Here is a 22,100-nt window from a genome sequence, read left to right on the forward strand (position 1 = left end):
ATTATTGTTCCTCCTTCACGTTATTCAGCATAGATGCATAGGCATCGTCCAGTTGTCCGGTTTCAATGCGGATGTCCCGAACCGGAAGCTGCATCGTTATAATTTGACGAATCAGTGCATCTGTATCTTGGCTTTGGAGAATGCAGCGGTTTTGTTGATATAATACCTGGTCCACGCCAGACAGTTTTTCAATCAAGGCCTGATTGGCAGCCGCGGCGGTTTCATCGTTTTCTGTATGAGCCGATTCGCCGCTGTCCTTAAGGAAAGGGATATAGGTGAAGGATAGGGTCCGCTTAGTCATCCCGTTTTTGATTTGCTCGGGCGTTCCGTCGGCGGCAATAGCCCCTTCATTAAACAGAATAATACGATCAGCCACTTCATCGGCTTCATGGAGGTAATGCGTGGTGAAGACCACCGTTTTACCCTGCTGCGCGAGTGTGCGGATCTGTGACCAGAATTGCCTGCGGGTCTCAGAATCCAGGCCAACCGTAGGTTCATCGAAAAAAAGAATATCGGGGTTTCCCGTCATAGCCAGGGCAAAATTCAAGCTACGCTTCTGTCCCCCAGATAGCTTTTCTGCTCTCCGATTCAAATCGGCCGGGGAGAGCCCCGTTAATTTCTCAAGAACTGCTGTATCTAGTGGTGCCGGATAATAGCTATGTACCATGCGAATGATCTCACGTACAGTGAGGAAATCCATGACACTGACATCTTGCATCATGACACCGATTCGTTGCTGCATCTGCTTGTGACCCGGAGGCATTCCAAGTATCTGAATCTCGCCTGAAGTAGGGCGGGTTAGACCGAGCATCATTTTGATCGTGGTTGTTTTGCCTGCGCCGTTAGGTCCAAGAATAGCTGTAATCAAACCTTGTGCGATCTGGAGTGAAACCTTGCGGACAGCCTGTTTCTTTCCGAACTGTTTACTCACGTTATCCAGTTGTATCACGTTATTGGGAGAGTTCATGTATAGTCACGTCCTTCTTCTGATCGAATGTTATACATTCATCTTAACTGTGGGGACGTGAAGGGTTTAGTAATCATTGTCATGATTATCAGATGACAATTGTCATCTTTTATGAATGGAACGTATGATGATGAAATATCATGAGTTGAGGCTTCCCTTTCTAATAGGGAGGAAGGGAGCAGAGCGTTTTAATAGATTAAAAGGAGGTTGTATGCGTATTCAAAGATGGTGTGTGATGTTGTTCACAACCTTGCCAAAGCATGTTGCGCGTGAGGTCTTCTCGTCTTGACCCCGGCGTATCCTTCAATTATAGTTGGTACGTAGGACTTAAACTATTTTAGATAGATAAAGGTGGCTTGCAGCATGTCTGAGAAAATCTACGTTGGGGTCGATCTCGGCGGAACAGCAATCAAGGTCGGTATATGTGATGATCAAGGTCAGCTTATGCATACGTATGAAGGACCGACTGAAGTGGACCAGGGCGTTGACACGGTTATCGCCAACATCGAGAAGTATGTCCGTCATATCGTAGCCGAATCACCCTACAGCTGGGAACAGCTTGAAGGTGTCGGTGCAGGAGTTGCCGGTTTCACGAATGTACGCGAGGGGATTATTGTTCATGCTCCTAACATCGGATTTCGGAATGTAGCCATTCGTTCGGTTCTTGAAGAACGTCTGGGCAAGCCTGTCAAAATAGATAACGATGCAAACGTTGCTGCTCTCGGTGAAGCTTGGGCTGGCGCGGGTAAGGGTGTAGACAATTGTGTATGCTTCACACTCGGTACAGGCGTTGGTGGCGGCCTTATCCTGAACGGTAAAATTTATCAAGGTTTCTCGGGTATGGCAGGGGAACTGGGCCATATCAGTGTGGTGCCTGATCTGGAAGCGATCAAGTGTGGCTGTGGTAAAATGGGATGTGTTGAGACGGTATCATCCGCAACGGGTATCATCCGTATGGCTAAGGATGCTGTAGAGCGTGGTGACCATACATCCCTTGCTCTGGTAGACAAAATTGCTGCCAAGGAAGTATTTGATGCGGCCAAGGCGGGCGATGAAGTGGCGTTGCGGATCGTAAACCGTGCAGCGTACTATTTGGGCAAATCCATGGCAACCGTAGCCGCTGTGTTGAATCCGGAACTGTTCATTGTTGGCGGTGGTGTATCCAAGGCGGGGGACTTCCTGTTTGATGAGATTCGCACCGTGTTTGCTCAATTGACACCGGAACCGCTACAACAGGGAGTTCAGATTTTGGAAGCAACGCTGGGTAATGATGCAGGTATTGTAGGTGCGGCAGGTCTCCTCTTGCGTTCGTAGTAAACTCGTAACACGATAATCCGACAGCAATATGATAAGGAGGGGACATTTATGCTTGACGGTGAAGGCTCACCAGGCACAGGCGCCACGCTCATTATCATTACCGGCATGTCCGGAGCGGGTAAAACGATAGCTGTGCAGAGCCTGGAGGATCTGGGGTTTTTCTGTGTAGATAATTTACCGCCTGTTTTAATTCCCAAATTCGCAGAACTGATCGAACAGTCCAATGGCAAGATCGGTAAAGTAGCGCTGGTCATCGATCTGCGGGGACGTGAATTCTTTACGGCATTATCCGAGTCTTTGAATTATATCAAGGATCATTTTACGATCCATTGTGAAATTTTATTTTTGGATGCGACAGATTCTGTGCTGGTCCAACGTTATAAAGAGAGTAGACGCAGACATCCGCTTGCTCCGGAAGGGATGCCGCTGGACGGCATCAAGCTGGAACGCAAGATGCTGGAAGAACTCAAAAATTCGGCAACTCAGGTGCTGAATACCAGCACGATGAAGCCTGCTCAATTGAAGGAGCGCATCATATCGCGGTTCTCTCACTTGGAGAGCCAGATGTTATCCGTGAATATAACGTCCTTCGGATTTAAATACGGTATTCCAATTGATGCGGATCTTGTATTCGATGTTCGTTTTTTACCGAATCCGCATTATATTGATCATTTGCGGCCGAATACAGGACAGAATAGTGAAGTGTACGAATATGTTATGAAATGGCCGGAAACGCAAGCGTTTCTGACCAAGCTACTGGATATGCTGCATTTTCTGATTCCGCAATACCGGAAGGAAGGCAAAAGCCAGGTTATTATTGGAATCGGCTGTACCGGAGGCAAGCATCGTTCGGTAGCAATATCGGAATATTTGGGCAAAATGCTCGGAAGCAGTGAGACTGAAGCTGTTACCGTAAGCCATCGCGACGCTGACCGGGACCGTCATTGAAGAGGGTGAAGGGATGAAAGAGGCCGGACCACGGAGAGAACGTCCGAGAATCGTTGTTATGGGCGGCGGAACCGGATTATCTGTGATGTTACGCGGTTTAAAAGAGAAGCCGATGGATATCACGGCCATCGTTACGGTTGCCGATGACGGTGGGAGTTCAGGCATCCTGCGTAGTGAGCTGCAAATGCCGCCTCCTGGCGACATTCGTAACGTGCTTACCGCGCTTGCCGATGTTGAACCACTGCTTTCGGACATGTTAAAGTATCGTTTCAACACAGGTGCGGGGCTTGCAGGCCACAGCCTGGGTAATTTGATATTGGCTGCAATGACGGATATATCAGGCGACTTTGTGACCGCTGTGCGGGAGCTTAGCCGCGTGTTTGCCGTTAGGGGTCAGGTGCTTCCAGCAGCAGGTCAGGCTGTTGTGTTACATGCCGAGATGGAGGATGGATCGATTATTACGGGCGAGTCCAAAATTCCGGAGGCAGGCGGACGCATTAAACGTGTTTTCCTTGAACCGGATCACGTGGAGCCGTTGCCAGAAGCTGTGGAAGCAATACGCCAGGCGGATGCAATTCTGATCGGCCCAGGCAGTCTTTATACAAGTATCCTTCCTAATCTGCTTGTGCCCAAACTGGCAGAGGCTGTTGTCGAAACGGATGCAGTAAAGATGTTTATCTGTAATGTGATGACACAGCCAGGAGAAACGGATAATTACACGGTGAGCGATCATCTTAAAGCCGTTCATGAGCATATTGGTCATCAGCTCTTTGACTATGTGATTGTTAATAATGGTGACATTCCGCTACAAGTGCAAAATAAGTATGCGGAAAAAGGAGCAAAGCCGGTTGTTCTCGATATGAATGTGCTGAAAAGTTCAGGATATCAGGTTGTCGCCGACACCCTTGTTCTGTTCAAAACCTATCTGCGTCATGATGCTGATAAGCTTAGTCATCATATTTATCAACTGGTTCAAAATTGGATGTTACGGAAGAGGTGAAGTCCCATGTCATTTGCAGCACAGACCAAAAAAGAATTAACAATGATTGAAAGCGAAGCGTGCTGCGAAAAGGCGGAACTTTCAGCCCTCATCCGTATGCTTGGTGCAGTGCAGTTATCGAATAAAAAAGTCATTTTGGATATTTCGACAGAGAATGCTGCGATTGCAAGAAGGGCATACTCTCTGCTTAAAAAGCATTTTCAAGTGCATACGGAATTGTTGGTACGCAAAAAAATGCGGCTGAAAAAGAACAATGTGTACATTGTTCGTGTTCCGACTATGGTTCAGGAGATTTTAAAGGATCTGCACATCGTCTCTGAAGGATTCCTGTTTACTCCTGGCATTAACGCCGAACTTCTGGAGAAGAACTGTTGCAAGCGGGCATATCTTCGCGGTGCGTTTTTGGCGGGCGGATCAGTGAATAATCCAGAGGGCTCTTCGTACCATCTGGAGATTGCCTCCATGTATGAAGAGCATTGTCAGGCACTTGTAGATCTGGCGAATGAATTTCATCTCAATGCCCGGTGTATAGAAAGGAAAAAAGGATTCATCCTATACATTAAGGAAGGCGAGAAAATCATTGAATTGCTTAGCATCATTGGTGCTCATCAGGCCTTGTTCAAGTTTGAAGATGTGCGAATCATGCGGGACATGCGTAACTCGGTGAATCGGATCGTCAATTGCGAGACAGCTAATCTGAACAAAACGATTGGAGCGGCGGTCAGACAAATCGATAATATCCGTTTACTGCAAAAGGAAGTGGGCTTGGAGTCTCTTCCGGATAAGCTGCGTGAAGTGGCCGAGGTAAGGCTTGCTCATCCAGATATCAATCTGAAAGAAGTCGGAGAGTTGCTGAAAGGCACCGTGAGTAAATCAGGTGTGAATCATCGCCTTCGGAAAATTGATGAACTGGCTGAGAAAGTGCGTGCCGAACGTTATAGTTGAAGGTTGAGATGAATTATTTAAGTTTAAGTTTTGTTATGACCTTTCTAGGTCAGTTTAGGTTACTCGTGCGGATGAACAAGATGATTAACTCCCGGTTTTCTGTCTATGTTAGCGAGCCGTGTTTTTTCTTCTAGTGTCCAGCACGGGTTAATGGTATAATGTTGTATAAATATAATTGTGTATTTAATGTCCAGATTTCATAATAGGGGGTAAGTTTCTATGACAAAGCACCCGGTAGTTGTCCGTTTGAAAACGGGTCTCCATGCCAGACCTGCAGCACTGTTCGTTCAGGAAGCGAATAAGTACTCATCTGAAGTGTTCGTCGAAAAGGACGATAAAAAAGTAAACGCTAAAAGTATCATGGGAATTATGAGCCTTGCCATTAGCACAGGTACAGAAATTCAGATCAGTGCAGAGGGCGCGGATGCCGATCAGGCTGTAAACGCTTTAGTTAGTCTGGTAAGCAAGGAAGAGCTGGAGAATCAATAAGATTTAACACCAGTGAACGAATGAAGAAGTCCCGCAAGGGGCTTTTTTGCGTTTCGTATAAAATTGTATATAATCGACACCGTCAAGTGCAACATTATGGAATTTGTCCCGTCTGTTAAGGTATCAAATCGCTTCAAGTTTGAGAAGTTAACATATGAGGAGGTTATTCGTAATGGCTAAACATTGGATGAAACCGTTTGGTGCAGTGCTGATCGCAAGTTCTTTGCTCGTTGGGGGTACAGCTTGGGTTGCACCGGGGAACTATGCATATGCCGCAGAAGTTCAGGGTGTACAGCAAAATGTAATTAATGTGGTAGGTAAAGGTGAAATTCAGGTGAAGCCGGATATCGCTTATCTGTCGATCGGTGTGAACAGCACAGCGGAGACTGCGGCGTCGGCCCAAAAGGCAAATGCGGCTAAAATCCAAAAAGTCACTAATTTGCTGAAAAACACATGGAAGATTAGTGCAGATGATATTCAAACCAGTCAATTCTACGTGCAACCAAACTACACGTATAGTGAAAAAGATGGACAGAAAATTAAAGGTTACACAGCACATCACACGTTGACAGTAACATATCGGGATATGGACAAGATTGGTGAACTTCTGGATGCAGCCTCCCAAGCAGGTGCCAATAATATCGAAAATGTACGCTTCACGGTAGAGAATCCGGAGAAATACGAATCCGAAGTGATTGCTAAGGCAGTAGCTAATGCCGATGTGAAAGCAGGAGCAATTGCTAAAGCGGTTAAACGTCAGCTGGGTACTGTTCTTTCGGTAAGCCAGCCGGATGCTAATGTTCCTGTGTTCTATGCAACAGAATCACTCATGTCCCAAGCGAAGAATGAATCAGATGCAGGTACACAGATTGAAGCAGGTCAGGTGAAAGTAAGCACTGTTCTTAATATCACGTATGAGATGAAGTAGGGGATTTTTGCACATCGCGGGATAAAATATTAAATATTAAGAATTTAAAATAATGACAAAAGCACTGTCCTTCGGGGCCGTGCTTTTTTGTTGCACATGCTGGCTTTGAGGAAGCGAGGGTCAGAAAGTACTTGTGTTACCTGTCTAAGAAATAGTCGAATCATGTCGTTTTTGTAGCATTGTTCGTGACAAAACGTTCATTTTCTGCGATTAATATCGTACGATTTTCATCAACATTGTAACTGGAGCTGTAAACCTTTCCGAATATGGGTTAATTATAATAAAGAGGCAAGCGTATGGCCTATACAATCTAATTCAATTTACATACGCATTAAACCTGATGGGATATTAGAGAGGAGTTTTATAGATGAGAACTTGGAAAAAGTGGACGAGTGCACTATTGGCGGCAGGTGTAATTATGGGGGGCAGCACAGCGTGGGTTGACCAGTCGGTTCAAGCGGCATCGGTATCTTCCAAAGTAATTGCACCAACTGAGGTAACATTGAAATCGGGCGGCAAAACACTGACGCAAAAAGGGCTGCTCCAAGGCGGATCTACATGGGTATCGCTGACAGCGGTCAAAGATGTGGCAGGCGGAACATTGAAATATGATGCCAAAACGAAGTCATATACTGTAACAGCAGCGAGCAATGCGATGACTGTTAGTTTGATGGATGGACAGCCAAACGTGTATATTAACGGTTTTTATCCTCAGGTTGAAGCAAAGTTGATCCAGGGCCGTTTATACATTCCGTTCTCTGCAATGAGAGATTATTTGGGTGTACAGGGTAGCTGGGATGCGAAAACCAAAACACTTACCCTGAGCAAGGTGAAACAAAATAACGTACAAGTGAAATCGACCAAAGCGAAGGTAACCGTTAAAAATGCTGAGGTGAGTGTGCAATATCCGCAAGTGAGTGGACTGGCGAGCAAAGAGGCCGAAGCGGCGATTAACAAAGTGCTCAAAGATGAAGTAGACACCGCTGTTGCTGCGTTCAAAAAACAAACGTCTGAATTCGGTGGAGCAACGGCAAATCGTCCATATGCATTCGAAGCTTCGTATGTGGTGACGTACAATGAGAACGGTGTGTTAGGTCTGATCACTCAACGTTATGAGGACTACGCAGGAGCACATGGCATGACTTACCGAACAGGTCACACGTTTGCGCTTGATACAGGTAAAGAGCTGACACTGGATGATGTGATTGCAAACAGCAAATCCATGCGTGAAACGATCAGCAAAAAGGTTGGCGAGCAACTAAAAGCAAACACAGGATACCTGAGCGGCTACAAGGGATTGAACAAAGACCAGGATTTCTACGTGACGCCAACAGGTGCAGTGGTATTCTTCCAGTTGTATGAGTACACAGCGTATGCGGAAGGTTTCCCTGAAATCAAATTCACGTATAAGGAAATTCTGCCTAAGGGCACAGCGCCGTTTAGCAACGTAATGTCTGACAAGTGAGTTCGTCTCAGGCTAGGTGAAATCAATAAATTAAAGTCAAGAGCACTTATATCGTCCTTTGTGAAAAATAATAAACAAGAAGCCTCCGTCAAAGGATTGATGACGGGGGCTTCTTATTGTTCAGGCAACACACCCGGCTAACGGGTGGTGATATTGCCTGTTTGAAAGAAAAAAGCGCAGGGCATGCTCACCTATATTCTGGTGATGCCCGCGCTGCGCTTAATCTCGTTGTCTCCAGGCTGCTAAAGCTTAGATGCCTTGGGAGCCAACGTTTTGAATTACTTTATCGATGATACCGTAATCGGCTGCTTCAGCAGCACTCATGAAGTAGTCACGATCTGTATCTTTTTCGATACGCTCCAGAGGTTGACCTGTGCGCTCGGAGATGATGCGATTCAAGGTATCACGCATTTTCAGAATGCGGCGTGCACGGATTTCGATGTCCGACGCTTGACCTTGTGCACCACCAAGAGGTTGGTGAATCATGATTTCACTGTTCGGCAACGCAAAACGTTTACCTTTTGCACCGGCATTCAGCAAGAATGCACCCATGGAAGCCGCCATACCTACGCAGATCGTAGATACATCCGGTTTGATGAATTGCATGGTATCGTAGATTGCCATACCCGCTGTGATGGATCCGCCTGGGCTGTTGATGTATAGGTGAATGTCTTTCTCCGGATCTTCCGCTGCCAGGAATAACATCTGTGCCATGATGGCATTCGCTACAACGTCATTCACGTCGCTGCCAAGGAAAATGATACGATCCTTCAGCAATCTGGAATAAATATCATAGGCGCGCTCACCCCGGTTGCTCTGTTCAACGACCATTGGAATATAACTCACGTGAAAAACCTCCTCGGAAATGTAAATGTTAAATGGTGTTTATATTTAAACTGTTACCGTATTAACCACATCATAAACAATCTCAAACAAAAAGTCAAAGAAAGTCAAACTAACTTTGAAAAAAAAGAAACCTTTTCGGTTTCGTTGGTTAAATGCATTATGAGCTGTTAAAAATGAAGTGGCGCGCCCGCCAAGAATCGAACTTGGATCTCAGGCTTCGGAGGCCTACGTCATATCCATTGGACCACGGGCGCACATCATGTGACAGCAATAATGATTATAGCTTATGCACTGGTGAATTGCAAGCAGTTGCTGTGGGTGGAAATGATGCTAGTTTTCCTTAGGATGAAAGGATTTACGTTATCTTCCATGAATGGGCCGTGCTCTTCTACAGATGGTTTGAATTGTTGCGGAAATGATCATGATGAAGAAGAATGGATAAAGCTTGTATTTCAGTACATGCTATAAGAGGTTTTGGACATGCCCTATGAAAATGAATCACAGCAAGATATAGATGTTATGTAGGGGTTTCTTCTATATATGGTGTGAGACTCTCATTTCCTTATCTCGATGTACAGAGGTTGTGAAAATAGGCGCGTACAAACGCCTGCTACCTTGTCGAAATAAGCAATCGAAACACTTGCATCTCGCGTCAGTTTTAGGTAGAATAAACGTGGGACTTAAAAAGTTAACCCGGGACATTTTGAGGCCATGATAGAAGCTTGGATGGAACAAGAAGCTTGCGGGAGTGGAAAGCATGCGAACGATCTTAGAAGTGCAAAAGCAGCTTCTGCCCGATCTCATGGATGTTTTGAAAAAGCGGTATACGATTCTGCACCAAATTATGTTATCGGATGTGATTGGGCGGAGAACGTTAGCGAATTCCATGCAGATGACCGAGCGGGTTCTGAGAGCTGAGACCGATCTGTTAAAGGCTCAGGGACTTATCGAAATTGACAGTGCGGGGATGAAGATCAGCGAGGCGGGTTACAATCTGCTGCAGCAGTTAGAACCTGTCGCGAAAGAGCTGTTTGGATTATCCGAGCTGGAAGAACGAATCAAGCAAGCCTACGGTCTGCAAAAGGTAGTTGTAGTTCCTGGCGATTCGGATATATCTCCTTTTGCCAAGAGGGAACTTGGAAGAGCCGGAGCGAAGGCTCTCGGCAGTATTATGAATGATAACGACGTTGTTGCCGTTACAGGCGGATCAACAACGGCAGGTGTTGCAGAACAACTCACACCACCTACTTCGCTGAAGGGTGTCTGGTTTGTACCAGCACGAGGCGGATTGGGAGAAAGCCTGGAAATACAGGCGAATACGATTGCATCCACCATGGCAAAACGGGCAGGGGCTCAGTACAAACTCCTGCATGTACCGGATTTGCTTAGTGACCATGCCTATGAATCGCTGATCCAGGACCCGGGTGTTCAGGAGATTTTACAGCTGATCAGGCAATCACGCATCGTTATCCATGGCATTGGTGATGCTGTGGAGATGGCGAAGAGACGCAAGCTTGCACCGGAGATCATCGACGAACTTCAGGAGCAAGGGGCCGTATCGGAGTCTTTCGGGTATTACTTCAATGGTCAGGGTGAGGTGGTACATACCATGCTTACACTGGGTATGCGGCTTCAGGATATTGAACGCACCGATGTTGTCATTGGTATTGCGGGCGGCAAAAGCAAGGCAGCTGCCATTCATTCCGTGCTGCGGTTCGGGCAGGAAGATATTCTGATTATTGATGAGGCTGCGGCTGAAGTCATCGTTGCGGAAATGGAATAACATCGTTACCAGAGATGAAATGGTTTATTTTTAAACTTAACTCTTGTTGTCTTGACGGACTTCACCGTCTGTCTTGAATATATAGTTTCATAAAAAACTAATCAAAACTTGGGAGGAACTTACTCATGATTAAAGTAGGTATTAACGGTTTTGGACGTATTGGTCGTTTGGCATTCCGCCGTATTCAAAATGTAGAGGGCATTGAAGTTGTAGCAATCAACGACTTGACTGACGCTAAAATGCTGGCTCATTTGCTCAAATATGATACAACTCAAGGTCGCTTCGATGGCGATGTTGAAGTACATGATGGTTTCTTCAAAGTAAACGGCAAAGAAGTTAAAGTACTTGCTAACCGTAACCCTGAAGAACTGCCTTGGGGAGACCTGGGTGTAGACATCGTTCTGGAATGTACTGGTTTCTTCACAACGAAAGAAGCAGCTGAGAAACACTTGAAAGGTGGAGCTAAGAAAGTTGTTATCTCCGCACCAGCTACTGGCGACATGAAAACCATCGTTTACAACGTAAACCATGAAATTCTCGACGGTACTGAAACTGTAATCTCCGGCGCATCTTGCACAACAAACTGCCTGGCACCTATGGCAAAAACACTGCAAGACAAATTCGGAATCGTTCAAGGTTTGATGACTACAATTCACGCTTACACTGGCGACCAAAACACGTTGGATGCTCCACACCCTAAAGGTGACTTCCGTCGTGCTCGCGCAGCAGCTGAAAACATCATCCCTAACACAACTGGTGCTGCTAAAGCAATCGGTCTGGTTATCCCTGAACTGCAAGGTAAATTGGATGGTGCGGCTCAACGTGTACCAGTAGCTACTGGTTCCCTGACTGAGCTTGTAACTGTTCTGGGCAAAAAAGTTACTGCTGAAGAAGTTAACGCAGTAATGAAAGAAGCTTCCGACCCACAAACTTTCGGATACACTGAAGACGAAATCGTATCTTCCGATATCCAAGGAATCACTTTCGGTTCCCTGTTTGATGCAACTCAAACTAAAGTTCTGACTGTTGGCGACCAACAACTGGTTAAAACTGTAGCTTGGTATGACAACGAAATGTCCTACACAGCTCAATTGGTTCGCACATTGGAGCACTTTGCAAAAATGATCAAGTAATATCTGTAATAACATAGAGCGGAAACAGATTGTTATTGTTTCCGCTCTTTATATATGGATATTTAGTAAATTTCTCATGAACACCAGGACTGACAAGGGATTCAGCTCTTGAAAGGTTCACCAAATACATGGGTGCGGAGGAAATAGAGATGAACAAAAAAAGTGTACGTGATATCGAATTGAATGGTAAACGGGTATTCGTCCGTGTAGATTTCAATGTGCCGCTCGAAGATGGTAAAATTACAGATGACAAGCGTATTCGTGCAACACTGCCTACGATCAACTTCCTGATCGAAAAAGGTGCAAAAGTGATCTTGGCGAGCCACATGGGACGTCCAAAAGGTGAAGTTGTAGAATCCATGCGTTTGACGCCAGCAGCGGAGCGTTTGTCTGAATTGCTGGGTAAACCGGTTACTAAAGCGGATGATTCCGTTGGCGAAGCGGTTAAAGCTCAAGTCGCAGCATTGAACGATGGCGACGTATTGTTGCTTGAAAACGTTCGTTTCCACGCAGGCGAAGAGAAAAACGATCCGGAACTGGCAAAACAATTTGCTGAACTGGCTGATGTATTCGTTAACGATGCATTCGGCGCAGCTCACAGAGCACATGCTTCGACAGAAGGAATCGCTCACTTGCTTCCAGCAGTGTCCGGTTTGTTGATGGAAAAAGAGCTTGATGTGTTGGGTAAAGCTATTTCCAACCCTGAGCGTCCTTTCACAGCAATCATCGGTGGTTCCAAAGTAAAAGACAAAATCGATGTGATCGACAACCTGCTGAACATTGCAGACAACGTAATCATCGGTGGTGGTTTGTCTTACACATTCATGAAGGCTCAAGGCCACGAAGTAGGTCAATCCCTGCTGGATGAGTCCAAATTGGATGTAGCACTGGGCTTTATCGAAAAAGCAAAAAAACTGGGCAAAAACTTCTACCTGCCAGTGGATATCGTAATCTCTGACGACTTTAGTGCGAACGCAAACACAAAAATCGTTGAAGTTGGCGACATTCCTGCAGATTGGGAAGGTATCGACATCGGTCCTAAAACACGTGAGATCTACGCTGACGTAGTTAAAAACTCCAAACTGGTTGTATGGAACGGACCTATGGGCGTATTTGAAATCGAGCCATTCTCCCACGGTACTCGTGCAGTGGCAGAAGCTTGCGCTACAACATCTGCATACACCGTAATCGGTGGTGGTGACTCTGCAGCAGCAGCTGAGAAGTTCAAATTGGCTGACAAAATGGACCACATCTCTACAGGTGGCGGTGCATCGCTCGAGTTCATGGAAGGCAAAGTGCTTCCAGGCGTAGTTGCATTGAACGACAAGTAAGCTTTAAGCTATAGCATGAAGGAGTTGAGACCAATGAGAACACCAATTATCGCGGGTAACTGGAAAATGTTCAAAACGGTTTCCGAATCCAATGACTTCATTCAGGAAGTTAAAGGAAAAGCGGAAGTCGCAGGCGTAGAAACAGTAATCTGCGCACCTTTTACAAACCTGCCATCCCTGGTAGAAGCTGTGAAAGGCACTAACATCAAAATCGGTGCACAAAATCTTCACTTTGAAGACAACGGCGCATTCACTGGTGAAATCAGCGGGATCATGCTGAAGGAACTGGGTGTTGATTACGTGATTATCGGTCACTCGGAGCGCCGTCAGTATTTTGCGGAAACCGATGAGACTGTCAATAAAAAGTTGCATGCAGCATTCCGTCATGGATTGACTCCAATCTTCTGCCTTGGTGAAACGCTTGAAGAGCGCGAAGCAAACCAAACAAAAGACGTATGCAAAGTGCAAACCGAAGCGGCTTTCGCTGGTCTGACTGCAGAGCAAGCGGCACAAGTCGTTATCGCTTATGAGCCAATCTGGGCGATTGGTACAGGCAAATCCTCCACATCTCAAGATGCGAATGAAGTTATTGCTTACATCCGTACATTGGTGAAGGATCTGTACAACGAGCAGGTTGCAGATGCAGTTCGTATTCAATACGGCGGCAGCGTGAAACCGGAAAACGTAACAGAATACCTCGGACAAAGCGACATCGACGGCGCACTTGTTGGCGGTGCCAGCTTGCAGCCGGCTTCGTTCATCGCGCTTGTTGAGGGGGCGAAGTAAGATGACAGCTCCAAAACCTGTAGCACTGATCATTATGGATGGCTTCGGTCTGCGTAACACGGTGGAAGGCAATGCGGTAGCGCAAGCCAAAAAACCGAACTATGACCGTTATATGAGCCAGTTCCCACATACAACTTTGACTGCGTGCGGTGAGGCTGTAGGTTTGCCAGAAGGCCAAATGGGGAACTCCGAGGTAGGTCACTTGAACATTGGTGCCGGCCGGATCGTATATCAGGATTTGACCCGTATCTCCAAATCGATTCGTGACGGCGAGTTCTACGACAATGAAACACTTGTCAAAGCGGTGCGCGAAGCGAAACAGAACGGTAAAAAGCTTCATCTCTACGGCTTGTTGTCCGATGGTGGCGTACATAGTCACATCGACCACTTGTTCGCGATGCTGGATCTGGCCAAAAAAGAAGAAATGAATGAAGTATATATTCATGCCTTCCTGGATGGCCGTGACGTTATGCCGGACAGCGGTAAAGACTTCATGCAGAAGCTGATCGCTAAGATTGATGAAGTGGGTGTAGGTAAAATCGCAACGGTTCAAGGCCGCTATTATGCTATGGACCGTGACAAACGCTGGGAGCGTGTGGAGAAATCCTACCGCGCTATCGTTTACGGCGATGGACCGAAATACACTGATCCACTCAAAGCGGTTGAAGAATCGTATGAGAAATCCGTATTTGACGAGTTCGTTGAACCAACGGTTATCGTTCAAGCGGATGGTGAGCCGGTAGGTCTGGTAGAGAGTGGCGATTCCGTTATCTTCCTGAACTTCCGTCCTGACCGTGCAATCCAGTTGTCGCAAGTATTCACGAACTCCGATTTCCGCGGTTTCGATCGTGGGCCGAAGTTCCCTGTAGGCTTGCACTTTGTGTGCCTGACGTTGTTCAGCGAAACGGTTGAAGGTTATGTGGCTTACTCGCCTAAAAACCTCGACAATACGCTGGGTGAAGTGCTGGTACAGAACAACAAAAAACAACTGCGTATTGCAGAAACGGAGAAATACCCGCACGTAACCTTCTTCTTCAGCGGCGGCCGTGATGTAGAGCTTCCGGGCGAAACTCGCGTGCTGATTAACTCACCTAAGGTGGCAACGTATGACCTGCAACCAGAGATGAGCGCTTATGAAGTAGCCGATGCAGCAGTCCGTGAGATTGAAGCGGATAAACATGACGCAATTATCCTGAACTTTGCTAACCCTGACATGGTTGGACACTCCGGCATGCTGGAGCCAACGATCAAAGCGGTTGAAGTGACGGATGAGTGCATGGGTCGCGTTGTAGACGCGGTACTTGCCAAAGGCGGCGTGGTGCTGATCACTGCGGATCATGGTAACGCGGATATGGTGTTTGATGAGCAAGGACGTCCGTTCACAGCTCATACCACGAACCCGGTTCCATTTATCGTGACTGATTCCAATGTAACGCTTCGTGAAGGTGGAATATTGGCCGATATCGCGCCAACGATTCTTGACCTGATGCAATTGCCACAACCGGAAGAAATGACGGGAACATCCGTTATTGCTACCCGTAAGTAATTCGTTTTAATAGGTTGTCGAATAAGACAGAGTGGAACCTGGAACGAAGCGGGCAGAACCGATCTGAAGAAGCGTTAGCGTTCGCCTTTATCACAGGATTCCAACTTATGAAAATAAGTTCAAAGGAATCAGGGGATAACAGCGATCGGAAGATGGTACTGCATGCGGAGTGGCTTGGTGAAACTCACCTATTCTGAACGTATTAAAATAAATTCCAAATTAAAAGGAGATTATCACTCATGACTATTATTTCTGACGTGTACGCTCGCGAAGTCCTCGACTCCCGCGGTAACCCTACAGTTGAAGTTGAAGTATACCTGGAGTCCGGCGCAATCGGACGCGCAATCGTTCCATCTGGTGCATCCACTGGTGCCCACGAAGCAGTTGAGCTTCGCGATGGTGACAAATCCCGTTACCTCGGTAAAGGCGTTCTGCAAGCTGTTAAAAACGTAAATGAAATCATCGCTCCAGAAGTTATCGGCATGGATGCGTTGGATCAACTGGGTATCGACAAATTGATGATCGCTTTGGATGGTACGCCAAACAAAGGTAAATTGGGCGCAAACGCAATCCTGGCAGTATCCATGGCTGTAGCTCGCGCTGCTGCTGACGCTCTGGAATTGCCACTGTATGTTTACCTGGGCGGATTCAACGCGAAAGCATTGCCAGTACCAATGATGAACATCATCAACGGTGGTGAGCACGCGGACAACAACATCGACGTACAAGAGTTCATGGTATTGCCAGTTGGCGCACCAAGCTTCAAAGAAGCTCTTCGCGTAGGCGCAGAGATCTTCCACAACCTGAAATCCGTATTGAGCTCCAAAGGTTTGAACACAGCTGTAGGTGACGAAGGTGGTTTCGCACCAAACCTGGGTTCTAACGAAGAAGCAATCACTACAATCATCGAAGCAATCGAAAAAGCTGGTTACAAACCAGGTGTTGACGTATTCTTGGGTATGGACGTTGCTTCCACTGAGTTCTACAAAGATGGTAAATACACTTTGGCTGGTGAAGGTAAATCTTACACATCCGCTGAGTATGTTGACCTTCTGGCTTCATGGGTTGAGAAATACCCAATCATCACGATTGAAGACGGTATGTCCGAAGATGACTGGGATGGTTGGAAATTGCTCACTGAAAAATTGGGTGACAAAGTACAACTCGTTGGTGACGACTTGTTCGTAACGAACACAGAGCGTCTTGCTAGAGGTATCGAGCAAGGTATCGGTAACTCCATCCTGATCAAAGTAAACCAAATCGGTACATTGACTGAAACATTCGATGCAATCGAAATGGCTAAACGTGCAGGATACACAGCTGTTATCTCCCACCGTTCCGGTGAGTCCGAAGACAGCACAATCGCTGACATCGCTGTTGCAACAAACGCGGGTCAAATCAAAACGGGTGCTCCTTCCCGTACAGACCGTATCGCAAAATACAACCAATTGCTTCGCATCGAAGATCAATTGGATGAGCTTGCTCAATACAATGGTCTTAAAGGATTCTACAACCTCAAAAAATAAGCTGTGCATACAGCTTTTCGGGCAAGCCGGGTAACCGGCTTGTCTTTTTTTATGATCATATATGGTGCTGTACAGTTTGGATGTATTAGATATATGAATACTTGGTGTCCAATTTTGAAATTTAAGGGAAATAGGGTGCGGTGTACTACTTGTATCACGCCTATAGCTATGCTACAATTAAAGTAACTGTTTTTATGGTCAGATGTTATGCCCACATGGGTAGGAGGTGGAAAGAATGGATATTGCTTTGAAATTGCTGCTCGTTGTTTTCTCGATCGGTCTAATCACTGTAGTATTGCTGCAGCACGGGAAAAGCGCTGGTTTGGCGGGTGCCATCTCCGGTGGTGCGGAACATCTTTTCGGTAAAACGAAAGCGCGCGGATTGGATCTTTTCTTGCAACGTGCAACGGTGGTACTGGGTGCAGGATTTATGATCTTGGCTGTTATTGTTACGATCGTTTCGAAGTAACTTACAGTTACAGCAAGAAACCGAATAGCTGAAGCCAATGGCTTAACGGATAAACCTTCGTTTCGTGCAGAAACGGAGGTTTTTTAATAGAATTTTATTCATCCAAAGTTTACCAGTGTTTAAAACCGTTCTGCTACTAAAATCCTTCATGTACCTGATGGTACTTGGTATGTATTTACTTCTGTTTAAATCCCCCTTCTATATATCTGTGTGTATCCCGAGTAAAGCTGGCATATCTGTAGTGATCTGTCTTGTGTATCTTAATTACATTTACTTTTATTGTAGTTTGCTTTAGAAAAAGCTGATCCAGATTAGATCGGGTATATCAGTTGCTGCATAAACTGTCTGAAAGAGAACATTCATGTGGCTGATTGCCAGCGATTACAGACTAAGATGCTTTTTTGTGAAGCTTACGGATGGGCTGGATTGAATTCGTGTATACTAGGGTATGAGATAGTAAGGGCGCGGTAATTATCGCATTTTACTACATGGTGACTACAACGTACCTGCATGAATACGGCACAAATTCCGATACATAAAGAGATGAAATCAGACTATACTCTTACGTTTCCCGAGGTGAAAACTAATGATAACCGAACAACAATTGCTTGACTTCATGCGGGAGACCGCTTATAAACCGATGACCTATCAGGAGTTGGAACAGCACTTTCAGATTGAGGATGCTGCTGATTTCAGAGCCTTTTTGATTATGTTAAATACGCTGGAGGAATCCGGCCAAATTTTGCTGACCAGTAACAATCGCTATGGGATGCCAGAGCGTATGAATCTGGTGCGAGGACGTCTACAGGCACATGCGAAAGGTTTCGCCTTTTTGATTCCAGAGGATCGCGAGCACCCGGATGTATATATCCATGCGAATGATATGAAAAGTGCAATGAATGGCGACATCGTACTCGTTAAAGTGACGTCCCAAGGACCGTCCGGTGGACGGCTGGAGGGTGAAATTGTACGGATTGTGACGCGTGCGATTACACAGGTAGTGGGTGTTTTTCAGAGCCACGAAGTGTACGGATTTGTAATTCCGGATGATAAACGGATTAATCGTGATATTTTCATTCCACGTACGAATTTTGCTGGTGCAGTAGATGGTCAGAAGGTTGTTGCCAAGATTGTCAGTTACCCAGAAGGCCGTGCAGCCGCTGAGGGTGAAATTATTGAGATTCTGGGTCACAAGGATGAGCCGGGTATTGATATTTTATCGGTCATTCGCAAGCATCAGCTGCCTGAAGCTTTCCCGGATGAAGTGATGCAAGAAGCGGAAAAAGCACCGGATTCCATCACAGATGAAGAGATTATCCAGCAAGGACGTCGCGACTTGCGTGGTCTGAACATCGTAACGATTGATGGTGAGGATGCGAAAGATCTGGATGATGCGGTTAACGTGGAAAAACTACCGAACGGCAACTACCGTCTGGGCGTGCATATTGCCGATGTAGGTTACTATGTGCGTGAGAACTCCAAACTGGATCAGGAAGCATATAATCGCGGATGCAGTGTGTATCTCGTTGACCGGGTTATTCCGATGCTGCCACAACGTCTGTCGAACGGAATCTGTAGTTTGCACCCACAGGTGGATCGTCTGACGTTGTCTTGTGAGATGGAATTCAACGACCAGATGAAGGTTGTGAAACATGACATTTTCACAAGTGTCATTAAGACGAAGGAACGTATGACTTATACGAACGTACGCAAAATCCTTGAAGGCGAAGAGCCGGAGTTGCTTGAACGTTATAAAGACTTGGTGGATGATTTCCACCTGATGCAAGAGATTGCCTTGAAGCTACGTGCGATGCGTATGCGCCGCGGGGCGGTTGACTTTGATTTTGAAGAGTCCAAAATCATTGTAGATGAGAACTGCAAACCGGTCGATATCGTGAAACGGGAGCGTTCCATTGCAGAACAAATCATTGAAGAGTTCATGCTTGCAGCCAATGAGACTGTAGCAGAGCATTTCCACTGGCTCAAAGTGCCGTTCATCTATCGTGTGCATGAAGACCCAGATCAGGAAAAACTGCAAAATTTCCTCGCCTTTGCGGCGAATTTTGGACACCAAGTCAAAGGACGTGGCAACGCCATTCATCCAAGAGCGCTTCAATCGCTGCTGGAGGATATTAACGGTACGAAAGAACAGACGGTCATTAGCACGATGATGCTACGTTCCATGAAACAGGCGAAATATGATTCGGAAATGTCAGGTCACTTTGGTCTGGCTGCTGAATTCTATAGTCACTTTACATCACCGATTCGTCGTTATCCCGATCTGGTTATTCACCGGGTCATTCGTGAAGTGATTGAGAACAAAGGAGCTTTACCTGAGAACCGTCAGGAGTATTTGGCAAGCCGGATGTCAGATATCGCGCAACAGTCTTCGGAACGTGAGCGTGTGGCAGTTGAGGCTGAGCGGGATACCGAAAAAATGAAAAAAGCTGAGTATATGCTCGACAAGGTTGGCGAAGAATTCGATGGCATGATCAGCAGTGTAACCAGCTTCGGTATGTTTATTGAGCTGGAGAACACTGTAGAAGGTTTGATTCGCCTCAGCGCGCTGACAGATGACTATTACCATTTTGATGACCAACATATGGCATTGATTGGGGAGCGTACCTCGAAAGTATTCCGTATCGGTGACGAAGTGAAAATTCGTGTGGCACGTGTGAGCATGGAAGAGTATACGATTGATTTTGAGATGGTCGATATGAAACCTCGCAGAGAACGTGATGGCGGCTTTGACCGTGGGGGTCGCGGTGGTAAAGGTGGTCGTCCGGCAAGCGGCGGTGGACGAGGCGGAGCTAAAGGCGGCTTCGGTGGAGGCCGTGGCGGCAAAGGCGGTAGCGCTGGTGCAGGCGGTAAACGTGATCGCGGTGGCCGATCGGCGGAAGAGAGTGGCAAAGGTGCTCGCGGTGGGCGTGGCGGAGCGTCCAATGCCGGAGCAAATGCAGGCTCATCAGCGGGTGGGTTTGCTGGTAAAGGCAGCAGCAGACCGAAAGGTGAGCGTCGTGCGAGTGAAGCTGGATCGGGTGCTTCGAGCAGCCGTGGCAAAGGTGCGGTGAGCTTTGGTTTCGGCTCGGGTAAAGGCGGATATAGCTCAGCCCCAGCGGGTCAGGATAGTGGATCAGGTGAACGTAGCCAAGGAAGTAGCCTGAACGGTAGCAGCCGCGGAGAAGGAAGCTTCAAATCAGGCAAGGGTGGCGGCAGCGGTAAAGGTGGCAAAGGCGGAGGTAAGCGTAAGAATACATCGCCTAGCGGTATTTTCATCGGGGAAAATGCTACACCGGGTGGCGCCCAAGAAGGTGGAGCACCACGTCGCAAACGCAAGAAAAACAAAGGCGGAGCTGGGAGCGGGACAGCGGCTTTTGTTCGGAAGAAAAAGAAGTGAGTGAGAAGCCAGAAACGCCCTAACACGCGAAATAATACTCATGACGGAAATTGATGGAGGCGAATGTGTACCTTGGTCTTTAAACCATCGATGTGAGATGCTGTTTCGCGCCAGCTGAAAAGGGTAATGAGAGGGGCGGCTGAGGCCGCCTCTTTCTTGATTTTAACAGCTGTCCTTGCTACAATTAAAGTCTGGCACAGGTGTTGTGGTGCAACATGAATGCTATGCTGATTCAGCATGGTACGGGATAATTTTACGAAGAAGGAGTGAGGACATGGGCAAGAATGATGGGCAGAATAAAGTGCTTGCACAGAACAAAAAGGCTTCCCATGACTACTTCATTGAAGATACGTATGAAGCGGGCATGGTGCTGACCGGCACGGAGATCAAGTCGATTCGTAATGGTCGTGCGAACATCGGAGACTCATTTGCAACGATTCGTAACGGTGAGATTCATATTCACAATATGCATATTAGTCCTTTTGAACAAGGCAACCGGCATAATCCGCTCGATCCAACACGTACACGTAAATTGTTAATGCATAAGGTGCAAATTCATAAGCTACTTGGGTTGTCCAAGCAGGATGGATACAGCATTGTGCCGCTGAAAATTTATATTCGTAATGGCTACGCGAAGCTGCTACTTGGCTTGGGTAAAGGTAAGAAGCAGTATGATAAACGTGACACTGCCGCGAAGCGGGATGCTCAACGTGACATCCAACGTGCACTGCGCGAGAAGCAAAAGGTTGCGCGTTAAGAGGGAATTAGGTTTCGCTAACGTTCATTTGCGTTCATTCGCAATGGTGTAGGGATGAAAGCTGCTTACGGCCCAGCTCGTCGATGGCGGAGTATATTGAAAAAGTCTTGCAGTTTGCCTATGTATGGGTGAGTGTGAGGCTTTTTTATTATGTAGGTTGCGTAAGTTTGCTTGAGGATGGGTAAATTAATAAAACCGACGGTTGTAGCTGGGTAAACTTTACTTCCGATGAGTCACGCGGTATAATATGTAGACGATTGAGCCTGATGGCAGGGTTAGTTGGCTAGTTTGGATAACCTTTCATCTGCGCTCAGTACACTGGATTGCTTTCCAGCAATCTGCACTATATCGGTGATTCGTGCTGTGATATGATTATTCATGTAGCAGACAGGAATGCCGAGTATGTAAGAAACATCTTTTCACCTTGGAGGGATTAGATGTGCAGCACCTTTGCTCCGTATTCACGG

General features: G+C 46.6%; 18 protein-coding genes and 1 tRNA gene. 16 read left to right on the top strand and 3 right to left on the bottom strand.

Annotated elements, in window-relative coordinates; translation table 11 throughout:
- Position 1: 1 nt before the first annotated feature.
- The gene (locus AC1VYS_RS00855) at positions 2-967 is read right to left on the bottom strand and encodes an ABC transporter ATP-binding protein (RefSeq protein ID WP_482934453.1); all 966 of its coding nucleotides are present in this window, start codon (positions 965-967) and stop codon (positions 2-4) included.
- A 363-nt stretch (positions 968-1,330) separates the two neighbouring features.
- Here AC1VYS_RS00855 and AC1VYS_RS00860 point away from each other — a divergent pair, with 363 nt between their 5' ends.
- The 7 genes from AC1VYS_RS00860 to AC1VYS_RS00890 all read left to right on the top strand — a co-directional run bounded on the left by AC1VYS_RS00860 (position 1,331) and on the right by AC1VYS_RS00890 (position 8,059).
- Entirely contained in the window at positions 1,331-2,281 is a 951-nt protein-coding gene (locus tag AC1VYS_RS00860) for an ROK family glucokinase (RefSeq protein ID WP_123066169.1), read from the top strand.
- Positions 2,282-2,332: 51 nt separating this feature from the next.
- Entirely contained in the window at positions 2,333-3,232 is a 900-nt protein-coding gene (gene rapZ / locus AC1VYS_RS00865; RefSeq protein WP_090924789.1) for an RNase adapter RapZ, read from the top strand.
- Positions 3,233-3,245: 13 nt separating this feature from the next.
- Positions 3,246-4,232: a gluconeogenesis factor YvcK family protein gene (locus tag AC1VYS_RS00870; RefSeq protein WP_145335930.1), complete on the top strand. Its 987-nt coding sequence runs from the start codon at positions 3,246-3,248 to the stop codon at positions 4,230-4,232.
- A gap of 6 nt (positions 4,233-4,238) precedes the next feature.
- Positions 4,239-5,177 carry a DNA-binding protein WhiA gene (whiA, locus tag AC1VYS_RS00875; RefSeq protein ID WP_482912631.1) on the top strand — a complete coding sequence of 313 codons (939 nt, stop codon included), beginning with the start codon at positions 4,239-4,241 and terminating at the stop codon, positions 5,175-5,177.
- Between the two features lie 219 nt (positions 5,178-5,396).
- Entirely contained in the window at positions 5,397-5,666 is a 270-nt protein-coding gene (locus AC1VYS_RS00880) for an HPr family phosphocarrier protein (RefSeq protein WP_342553700.1), read from the top strand.
- A 172-nt stretch (positions 5,667-5,838) separates the two neighbouring features.
- Positions 5,839-6,594, top strand: a complete 756-nt coding sequence (locus AC1VYS_RS00885) for an SIMPL domain-containing protein (RefSeq protein ID WP_482912632.1) — start codon at positions 5,839-5,841, stop codon at positions 6,592-6,594.
- 367 nt (positions 6,595-6,961) lie between these two features.
- Entirely contained in the window at positions 6,962-8,059 is a 1,098-nt protein-coding gene (locus AC1VYS_RS00890) for a stalk domain-containing protein (RefSeq protein WP_482912633.1), read from the top strand.
- A 249-nt stretch (positions 8,060-8,308) separates the two neighbouring features.
- On the opposite strand, the gene clpP is transcribed toward AC1VYS_RS00890, so the two are convergent.
- Both clpP and AC1VYS_RS00900 read right to left on the bottom strand, forming a co-directional pair.
- Entirely contained in the window at positions 8,309-8,905 is a 597-nt protein-coding gene (clpP, locus tag AC1VYS_RS00895; RefSeq protein WP_090924795.1) for an ATP-dependent Clp endopeptidase proteolytic subunit ClpP, read from the bottom strand.
- A gap of 179 nt (positions 8,906-9,084) precedes the next feature.
- Positions 9,085-9,159 (bottom strand) — tRNA-Arg (locus AC1VYS_RS00900).
- Positions 9,160-9,662: 503 nt separating this feature from the next.
- Between AC1VYS_RS00900 and AC1VYS_RS00905 the strand changes: the two genes are divergently transcribed.
- The 9 genes from AC1VYS_RS00905 to smpB all read left to right on the top strand — a co-directional run bounded on the left by AC1VYS_RS00905 (position 9,663) and on the right by smpB (position 21,633).
- Positions 9,663-10,688 (top strand): sugar-binding transcriptional regulator, encoded by a 1,026-nt coding sequence (locus AC1VYS_RS00905; protein WP_482912634.1) that lies wholly within the window; start codon positions 9,663-9,665, stop codon positions 10,686-10,688.
- A gap of 125 nt (positions 10,689-10,813) precedes the next feature.
- The gene (gap, locus tag AC1VYS_RS00910; protein WP_056695277.1) at positions 10,814-11,821 is read left to right on the top strand and encodes a type I glyceraldehyde-3-phosphate dehydrogenase; all 1,008 of its coding nucleotides are present in this window, start codon (positions 10,814-10,816) and stop codon (positions 11,819-11,821) included.
- A gap of 149 nt (positions 11,822-11,970) precedes the next feature.
- A complete protein-coding gene (locus AC1VYS_RS00915) occupies positions 11,971-13,152 on the top strand; it encodes a phosphoglycerate kinase (RefSeq protein ID WP_251510953.1) in 1,182 nt (393 codons plus the stop codon).
- Positions 13,153-13,185: 33 nt separating this feature from the next.
- Complete coding sequence (gene tpiA / locus AC1VYS_RS00920; protein WP_154891554.1) at positions 13,186-13,938, top strand: triose-phosphate isomerase; 753 nt, start codon at positions 13,186-13,188, stop codon at positions 13,936-13,938.
- A 1-nt stretch (position 13,939) separates the two neighbouring features.
- Positions 13,940-15,484 (top strand): 2,3-bisphosphoglycerate-independent phosphoglycerate mutase, encoded by a 1,545-nt coding sequence (gene gpmI / locus AC1VYS_RS00925; RefSeq protein ID WP_482912635.1) that lies wholly within the window; start codon positions 13,940-13,942, stop codon positions 15,482-15,484.
- A gap of 239 nt (positions 15,485-15,723) precedes the next feature.
- Positions 15,724-17,010: a phosphopyruvate hydratase gene (gene eno / locus AC1VYS_RS00930; protein WP_123066178.1), complete on the top strand. Its 1,287-nt coding sequence runs from the start codon at positions 15,724-15,726 to the stop codon at positions 17,008-17,010.
- 235 nt (positions 17,011-17,245) lie between these two features.
- Positions 17,246-17,479, top strand: coding sequence for a preprotein translocase subunit SecG (secG, locus tag AC1VYS_RS00935; protein WP_090924801.1), 234 nt, complete (start codon positions 17,246-17,248; stop codon positions 17,477-17,479).
- A gap of 586 nt (positions 17,480-18,065) precedes the next feature.
- A complete protein-coding gene (rnr, locus tag AC1VYS_RS00940) occupies positions 18,066-20,876 on the top strand; it encodes a ribonuclease R (RefSeq protein WP_482912636.1) in 2,811 nt (936 codons plus the stop codon).
- Positions 20,877-21,150: 274 nt separating this feature from the next.
- Positions 21,151-21,633 carry an SsrA-binding protein SmpB gene (gene smpB, locus AC1VYS_RS00945; RefSeq protein ID WP_090924803.1) on the top strand — a complete coding sequence of 161 codons (483 nt, stop codon included), beginning with the start codon at positions 21,151-21,153 and terminating at the stop codon, positions 21,631-21,633.
- The last annotated feature ends 467 nt before the right edge of the window (positions 21,634-22,100 follow it).

This window comes from Paenibacillus sp. G34 (assembly GCF_056856875.1).

Coding starts and splice junctions, on each gene's coding strand:
- AC1VYS_RS00855 (WP_482934453.1), bottom strand. CDS start 967: ATGAACTCTCCCAATAACGTGATACAACTGGATAACGTGAGTAAACAG.
- AC1VYS_RS00860 (WP_123066169.1), top strand. CDS start 1,331: ATGTCTGAGAAAATCTACGTTGGGGTCGATCTCGGCGGAACAGCAATC.
- rapZ (WP_090924789.1), top strand. CDS start 2,333: ATGCTTGACGGTGAAGGCTCACCAGGCACAGGCGCCACGCTCATTATC.
- AC1VYS_RS00870 (WP_145335930.1), top strand. CDS start 3,246: ATGAAAGAGGCCGGACCACGGAGAGAACGTCCGAGAATCGTTGTTATG.
- whiA (WP_482912631.1), top strand. CDS start 4,239: ATGTCATTTGCAGCACAGACCAAAAAAGAATTAACAATGATTGAAAGC.
- AC1VYS_RS00880 (WP_342553700.1), top strand. CDS start 5,397: ATGACAAAGCACCCGGTAGTTGTCCGTTTGAAAACGGGTCTCCATGCC.
- AC1VYS_RS00885 (WP_482912632.1), top strand. CDS start 5,839: ATGGCTAAACATTGGATGAAACCGTTTGGTGCAGTGCTGATCGCAAGT.
- AC1VYS_RS00890 (WP_482912633.1), top strand. CDS start 6,962: ATGAGAACTTGGAAAAAGTGGACGAGTGCACTATTGGCGGCAGGTGTA.
- AC1VYS_RS00905 (WP_482912634.1), top strand. CDS start 9,663: ATGCGAACGATCTTAGAAGTGCAAAAGCAGCTTCTGCCCGATCTCATG.
- gap (WP_056695277.1), top strand. CDS start 10,814: ATGATTAAAGTAGGTATTAACGGTTTTGGACGTATTGGTCGTTTGGCA.
- AC1VYS_RS00915 (WP_251510953.1), top strand. CDS start 11,971: ATGAACAAAAAAAGTGTACGTGATATCGAATTGAATGGTAAACGGGTA.
- tpiA (WP_154891554.1), top strand. CDS start 13,186: ATGAGAACACCAATTATCGCGGGTAACTGGAAAATGTTCAAAACGGTT.
- gpmI (WP_482912635.1), top strand. CDS start 13,940: ATGACAGCTCCAAAACCTGTAGCACTGATCATTATGGATGGCTTCGGT.
- eno (WP_123066178.1), top strand. CDS start 15,724: ATGACTATTATTTCTGACGTGTACGCTCGCGAAGTCCTCGACTCCCGC.
- secG (WP_090924801.1), top strand. CDS start 17,246: ATGGATATTGCTTTGAAATTGCTGCTCGTTGTTTTCTCGATCGGTCTA.
- rnr (WP_482912636.1), top strand. CDS start 18,066: ATGATAACCGAACAACAATTGCTTGACTTCATGCGGGAGACCGCTTAT.
- smpB (WP_090924803.1), top strand. CDS start 21,151: ATGGGCAAGAATGATGGGCAGAATAAAGTGCTTGCACAGAACAAAAAG.